8 protein-coding genes are annotated in these 5,963 nt (G+C 63.1%); 2 read left to right on the top strand and 6 right to left on the bottom strand.

Features of this window, described 5'->3' with window-relative positions:
• Window positions 1–141, bottom strand: a 141-nt coding sequence (locus EOA24_RS24825) for an FAD-dependent oxidoreductase (RefSeq protein ID WP_148669978.1), incomplete at its 3' end; no start/stop codon positions are given.
• 172 nt (window positions 142–313) lie between these two features.
• Here EOA24_RS24825 and EOA24_RS24820 point away from each other — a divergent pair.
• On the top strand, window positions 314–973 hold the full coding sequence (locus EOA24_RS24820; protein ID WP_126082775.1) for a 5-formyltetrahydrofolate cyclo-ligase: 660 nt from the start codon (window positions 314–316) through the stop codon (window positions 971–973).
• A gap of 385 nt (window positions 974–1,358) precedes the next feature.
• Here EOA24_RS24820 and EOA24_RS24810 read toward each other — a convergent pair whose 3' ends face one another.
• On the bottom strand, window positions 1,359–1,832 hold the full coding sequence (locus tag EOA24_RS24810) for an Lrp/AsnC family transcriptional regulator (RefSeq protein ID WP_040994689.1): 474 nt from the start codon (window positions 1,830–1,832) through the stop codon (window positions 1,359–1,361).
• 213 nt (window positions 1,833–2,045) lie between these two features.
• On the opposite strand from EOA24_RS24810, the gene ald reads away from it, so the two are divergent.
• Window positions 2,046–3,161 (top strand): alanine dehydrogenase, encoded by a 1,116-nt coding sequence (ald, locus tag EOA24_RS24805; protein WP_126082776.1) that lies wholly within the window; start codon window positions 2,046–2,048, stop codon window positions 3,159–3,161.
• Window positions 3,162–3,606: 445 nt separating this feature from the next.
• Here ald and EOA24_RS24800 read toward each other — a convergent pair whose 3' ends face one another.
• The 4 genes from EOA24_RS24800 to EOA24_RS24785 all read right to left on the bottom strand — a co-directional run.
• Complete coding sequence (locus EOA24_RS24800) at window positions 3,607–4,074, bottom strand: DUF1203 domain-containing protein (protein WP_126082777.1); 468 nt, start codon at window positions 4,072–4,074, stop codon at window positions 3,607–3,609.
• A 245-nt stretch (window positions 4,075–4,319) separates the two neighbouring features.
• Complete coding sequence (locus tag EOA24_RS24795) at window positions 4,320–4,877, bottom strand: OmpA family protein (RefSeq protein ID WP_126082778.1); 558 nt, start codon at window positions 4,875–4,877, stop codon at window positions 4,320–4,322.
• Window positions 4,878–5,022: 145 nt separating this feature from the next.
• Window positions 5,023–5,586, bottom strand: coding sequence for a GNAT family N-acetyltransferase (locus EOA24_RS24790; RefSeq protein ID WP_126083809.1), 564 nt, complete (start codon window positions 5,584–5,586; stop codon window positions 5,023–5,025).
• Window positions 5,586–5,963 (bottom strand): rhodanese-like domain-containing protein (locus EOA24_RS24785; protein ID WP_133374597.1); only part of this gene is annotated, 378 nt, incomplete at its 5' end. The genes EOA24_RS24790 and EOA24_RS24785, both read right to left, overlap by 1 nt.

Raw genomic sequence — 5,963 nt, 5'->3', positions numbered from 1 at the left:
GTAGAGCAGCGGCTGGAACAGGTGGTGATTGCGCTTGTCGATCATGGTGATGCGCACCGGCGCACCAGCCAGCGCGCGGGTGAGTTCGAGCCCGCCGAATCCGGCGCCGACGACCACGACATGATGCCTGGCTTCGCTCATTTCATCCACCTCGCGGTGTAAAACTACCACATAGAATGTAGGTATTTTGTGCGCTGCAACAACAGTCTTGCCGGCTGGAAACATGCCCCAGAGTCGTCGCGCGGCGTCGTGAATGCATATGTAGCGCGTGCTGCCGCAGGTATAGCGTGAGACCCCATGACAGGAGCCTATCATGGCTGACAATCGCGACGACGAAGGGCCGGCCCAATACGCATCACCGCCCTGCTTCATGCATGAACTCGAGCCGGAATACCGGGAGCCGCTGTCCGATTGGACGGATATCAGGCGTTGGCGCAAGGCCGAGCGCGAGCGGCTCATCAATGCCCGCCTTGCCGTCTCAGCCGATGCGCGCGCCGCCATGTCGGCACGTATCGCGGTCGGCCTCGACGCGCTGATCGGCGACATAGAGGGCCGGATGGTCAGCCTCTATTGGCCGTTTCGCGGCGAGCCGGATCTGCGCGGCTGGATGGCCTCTATCAACGAGCGCGGCGGCCGCACCGCGCTGCCTGTCGTCATCGAGAAGGGTCAGCCGCTGGTGTTTCGCGCCTACAGACCGGGCGACCGGCTGGAAAAGGGTGTCTGGAACATTCCGATCCCGGCCGAAGGCGACCCCGTCCTGCCCGACATCGTGATTTCGCCGATCGTCGGCATCGATCCAGGCAAGTATCGGCTGGGCTATGGCGGCGGCTTTTACGACCGCACGCTGGCCGCCATGCCGTTCAGGCCGCTGGTGATCGGCGTCGGCTATGAATTGCAGCGCATCCCCACCATCTACCCGCAGCCGCACGACATTGCGATGACGACTGTGGTGACGGAGGCGAATCCCGCCTAAACGGGCCAGGTCCATCGATCGGATAGTGGAAAATCAGCGTGAAAGTGACGCCGACCGCCTCCATGTCCCTGCGGCCGTCGACGACCATCTCCTTCAGGGTGTTGAGTTGCGCCGCATGCTCGTCGGTATCCCAGACGCTAACTTGGACCATCTCGCCTTTCGGCGAGACGCCCGAATAAAAGTGGAGCAGCCCCGGCAGCCGTCTGACGGCTTGGATGATGTACTGCGCGGTTTTCTTGCTGGCGGCATCAACCTCGGCAAACCGAGCCGGGTCGAAGCTGGCGCGCGAGATGCGGATGACGGAGGTTGTCGGCAATGACTCGGCGAGCGTAGTTCTTTCTGTCATATCGCAGCTGCTGCCTCCTACTGGTTATCAATCCAGATCCTAGGCCATCTCCGGCCTCAAGCCGACCGCCGTGCGATCGACGATCTCGCGCAGCGCGAAGGACGAGTTGATCTTGGTCACATGCGGCATCGCCGACAGCCACTCCTTGTGGATGCGCTCATAGTCGACGAGATCCTTCGCCGCGATGCGCAGGATGTAGTCGTATTCGCCCGACATCAGATGGCAGGAGAGCACGTTCGGGCAACGCTTGATCGCCGCCTCGAAATCCGACAGCGTCTTTTCGAATTGCCCCGACAGCGATATGTGCACGATCGCCGTCATCTGGTGGCCGAGCGCGCTGTTGGAAAGCCGCGCGTGATAGCCGCGGATGGTTCCGGACTTCTCCAGGTTGTCGAGCCTGCGCGAGCAGGCCGATTGCGAAAGGCCGACCTTCTCGGCAAGCGCCGCATTGGGTATCCGGCCATCCTTCTGCAAAGTCTCCAGAATGGCGATATCAATCCTGTCGAGCGGCATTTTTCGTGGTTCCTGCGAATTTCCGGCTATTTTGCGCAACGATTATCGAAGACCGATCCTTGCCGCAAGTGCATTCGCAAACACATACGGAACGATTCGTGGTTGACTGCGATTATTGCGTGTCGCCTCCAAATCGCGCGGCGTTCCGGAGCTGATGGCATGCACCAATGACAGGGAGAGCGCCCCTGAAAGGGCGTGGACAGGAGAAGAAAGATGCGTGTCGGCTGCCCCAAGGAAATCAAGAACCATGAATATCGCGTCGGCCTGACGCCCGGCTCGGTCCGCGAATATGTCGCGCACGGCCACGACGTGCTGGTCGAGACCGGCGCCGGCGCCGGCATCGGCGCCGACGACAACGCCTATCGCGCCGCTGGCGCCACCATCGCCAAGACGGCGGCCGACGTGTTCGCCAAGTCGGACATGATCGTCAAGGTCAAGGAACCGCAGCCCAATGAATGGGTGCAGCTGCGCGACGGCCAGATCCTCTATACCTATCTGCACCTGGCTCCGGATCCGGAGCAGACCAAGGGTCTTCTCGCTTCGGGCGTCACCGCGATTGCCTATGAGACCGTGACCGACGACCGCGGCGGCCTGCCGCTGCTCGCGCCGATGTCGGAAGTCGCCGGCCGCCTGTCGATCCAGGCTGGCGCGACAGCGCTGCAGAAGGCCAATGGCGGCCGCGGTGTGCTGCTTGGCGGCGTGCCGGGCGTGCTGCCCGGCAAGGTCACCGTGCTCGGCGGCGGCGTCGTCGGCCTGCATGCGGCCAAGATGGCGGCCGGCCTCGGCGCCGACGTCACCATCATCGACCGCTCGATCCCGCGTCTGCGCCAGCTCGACGACATTTTTGGCGGCCGCGTCCACACGCGTTACTCGACCGTCGAGGCGTTGGAAGAGGAATGCTTCTCGGCCGACGTCGTTATCGGCGCCGTGCTGATCCCGGGCGCCGCGGCGCCCAAGCTCGTCACCCGCGAGATGCTTTCCGGCATGAAGAAGGGCTCGGTGCTGGTCGACGTCGCGATCGACCAGGGCGGCTGCTTCGAGACCTCGCATGCCACGACGCATGCCGATCCGACCTACGAGGTCGACGGTGTGATCCACTATTGCGTCGCCAACATGCCGGGCGCCGTGCCGGTCACCTCGGCGCACGCGCTCAACAACGCGACGCTGCACTATGGCCTGCAGCTCGCCGACAAGGGGCTCAAGGCGCTGGTCGACGACCACCACCTGCGCAACGGCCTCAACGTCCACAAGGGCAAGATCACCAACCGCGCCGTCGCCGAAGCGCTCGGCTACGAAATGGTCGAGCCGAAAGCGGTGCTCGCCGCCTGATATCCGGCAAGAATTCCTCCTGTCACGCCCGCCGGTTAACTCCGGCGGGCTTTTTTCTTGCGCGGAAGTAGGTTTCCGTGAAGAAGTCCGGACAACAAAAAAGCGGAGCAAAAGCCCCGCTTCCTCGATGTTGCGACCTGCCGCCGGTCCATCCGCGGTCGACTGATCATCAACCATTGCTTCTTAGCAAAGGAGTACGACGAGAATACGACAGTCTTGACGGACTTCGATCCTGTCTTTCGGCCGTTATGCGTCCCTGTGTGAAGTGCTTCACATTCGCGCGGCGGGAAAGATGCCTAGACACGCGATGCTACTGGCGGTCTGTGCTGCTTGCCGGGTTCGGACAATCCCGCCCTGACAGCACTTGCCGACAGCTTCTGTCAGACCCTCCAACGGCCCGCCTGACCATCGGCGGGCTTCTTTTTTGGGGCTTGTCGGTTTGGGATCAGGCCCGCTCGATGCGGCATTGATAGCAATTGTTCCGCGCCGAGCGGACGTGGATGTAGGCGATGTCGTCGCGCTCAAGCAGTGTCGTGGCGCGGGCTGCGATATCGCCCGTCGGCGTGACCGCGCCGCTGCCATAGACGATGCGATCGTCCTTGCCATAGCCCCTGACGATATAGTCGCTGCTTGCGAGCATTTCCGGCAGCGCCTCCCCGTCGGCGGCGCGTTCGCATTCCTCGGCGTGTAGGAAGATCGGGCCGGTCTCGGCATAGGGCTGCAGTTCCGGGAATGGCCTGTAGGCCATGATCAGATAGCCGTCGCCGACTGCGACGTTTTTCATGCAATGCCTGCAGGGCACGCCGTCGCCGTCGGAAATCCGATGTTCCGGGGCAAGGCCATAGGCGTCGGGCCCTCCCCCCTGCAAGGCGCGCACGGCTTCGGTCGGCAAGGCTTTGAACTGGATGCTCATGGCAAAATCTCCGGTGGCGATGTCCGGAAATTATGCTTTGGCGGCAGTGCCTCCCACCCGATTCCTGCCTAGAGCGGTTCACCGTTTCACGGAAACGGCGAACCGCTCTAACTCTTGGTTTTTACGCAATTCCGGACGGAAAACCGCTCACACTTTTCCTGGAATTGCTCTAGCGGCACGCATATGGAAGAGCCCGGCTGCTTTGCGCAACCGGGCTCTAGACATCGGCATTGTCGGACTGAGCGTTACCGCACGAAGTCGTCGAAGCGGCGCAGCGTCACGCGGCGGTTGCGCCAGTTCTCCTGCTGGGTCGGAACGAGCAGGAATTCCTCGCCATAGCCAACGGTTTCCAGCGCGAATGCGGGCACGCCGAACTCGCCTACCAGGGTCCGCTTGAGGGAGGCGGCCCGGCGCTCGGACAGGACCTGGTTCGACTCGAAGGAGCCGACAGCGTCGGTGTGGCCCTCGATCAGGATGCGGGCGCCACGGTCGCGTCGCAGGATGCGATGGAGCGCGTCGGCGATGATCTCGACCTTGCCATATTGCGAGGGGGCGATGGCGGGCGAGCCGAACTCGAAATTGATCGACTGGATGTCGATCGAACGCGCCATGTGCCGCAGGTCCGGCCGGCGCTTGAACTCGCGAATAGTGACACGTTCATTGGGGCGCAGCTTCTTCCTGGGCGCGGCCTCGAGCTGCCGCTCGATGGTCGCGGCCGAAGGCGTGGTCGCCTGTGCGAATGCCAGGCTCGGCATGGCAATTGCCGCGATCGCGGCAACGGCAAACATACGTCGGGTCAACATGTCTTTTCTCCTACAAGCTCGGCCTCGTAATGCGGCCGGACAATGGCAAAGACAGTCTGAAGCGGCGATGAACGGGATGTTCAGGCCCACGGCAATTCCGGGAAAAGCGTTCGCCGGTTGGGCTCGGCTGCGGCGTGAAACGGGTCTAGCCTCGCATGACGCTGGCCGAACGCTCGGCGAAGGTCAGCGGGTGCACGACTTCCTTCTTCTGCGCCACAGGCGTGAAGCCGAGTTTCTGGTACAGCGGCAGTGCCGCCGGATGGTCGAGCGTGCAGGTCTGCACGGACACGAACTTTGGCCCATATGCCCAGGCCGCCGAGATCGCCGCGCCGAGGAACCAGCGGCCGATGCCCTGGCCATGCGCATGTTCCATCATGCCGAAATAGGCGAGCTCCACTTCGTCCGGAAGATGCGGCTTTAGGTCGAAGAAGCCGGCTGGAGCGCCATCGAGATAGAGCACCCTGACGTCGCGGTCCTCGCGGTGCAGGCCGGCGGCAAGCTCCTCGTCGCTCATCCTCAGCACATTGACCCAGTGCCATTTGCGCCCGACGCGATCTATCAAATAGCGGTAGAAATGGAGCGGGATGTCCTTGGTCTTCAGCAGCGCGATCTGCCGGTTGTAGGGGATCGGCGACGAAACCGCCGGCGCGGCGTGCATCTCCAGGAACGTGACCGTGACATCGATAGCTTGCGGCGCGCCGTTTTCCATCATTCTTTCCCCGTCACCACCGGCGTGTCGCTGAGACCGCCCCATTCCGTCCACGAACCGTCGTAAAGGCGGTTGTCGGTATGGCCGAGCGTCTCCAACGCGAGCGTGATCGCCGCCGCCGTGATGCCCGAGCCACAGGACGTGACGACCGGCTTCGACAGGTCGATGCCGGCATCCTCGATCACCTTACGCAGTCGATCCTTGGGCAGCAGCTCGCCATTCTCGGCAAGCGCCGTGATCGGGACATTATGCGCGCCCGGCATATGGCCCGAACGGACGCCCGGGCGCGGCTCCGGATCGATTCCGACAAAACGGCCGGGCGAGCGTGCGTCGGCGATCTGGCTCTGGCGGCCCTCGACGATCCTGCGCATCTCGTC

Source organism: Mesorhizobium sp. M2A.F.Ca.ET.039.01.1.1 (assembly GCF_003998035.1).
In the GTDB taxonomy this organism is placed as follows: Bacteria; Pseudomonadota; Alphaproteobacteria; order Rhizobiales; family Rhizobiaceae; genus Mesorhizobium.
This window is presented reverse-complemented; position numbering and strand designations above follow the sequence as displayed.

Excerpts from the sequence above, each read along its gene's own strand:
- EOA24_RS24820 (WP_126082775.1), top strand. The coding sequence starts at position 314 with ATGGCTGACAATCGCGACGACGAAGGGCCGGCCCAATACGCATCACCG.
- EOA24_RS24810 (WP_040994689.1), bottom strand. The coding sequence starts at position 1,832 with ATGCCGCTCGACAGGATTGATATCGCCATTCTGGAGACTTTGCAGAAG.
- ald (WP_126082776.1), top strand. The coding sequence starts at position 2,046 with ATGCGTGTCGGCTGCCCCAAGGAAATCAAGAACCATGAATATCGCGTC.
- EOA24_RS24800 (WP_126082777.1), bottom strand. The coding sequence starts at position 4,074 with ATGAGCATCCAGTTCAAAGCCTTGCCGACCGAAGCCGTGCGCGCCTTG.
- EOA24_RS24795 (WP_126082778.1), bottom strand. The coding sequence starts at position 4,877 with ATGTTGACCCGACGTATGTTTGCCGTTGCCGCGATCGCGGCAATTGCC.
- EOA24_RS24790 (WP_126083809.1), bottom strand. The coding sequence starts at position 5,586 with ATGGAAAACGGCGCGCCGCAAGCTATCGATGTCACGGTCACGTTCCTG.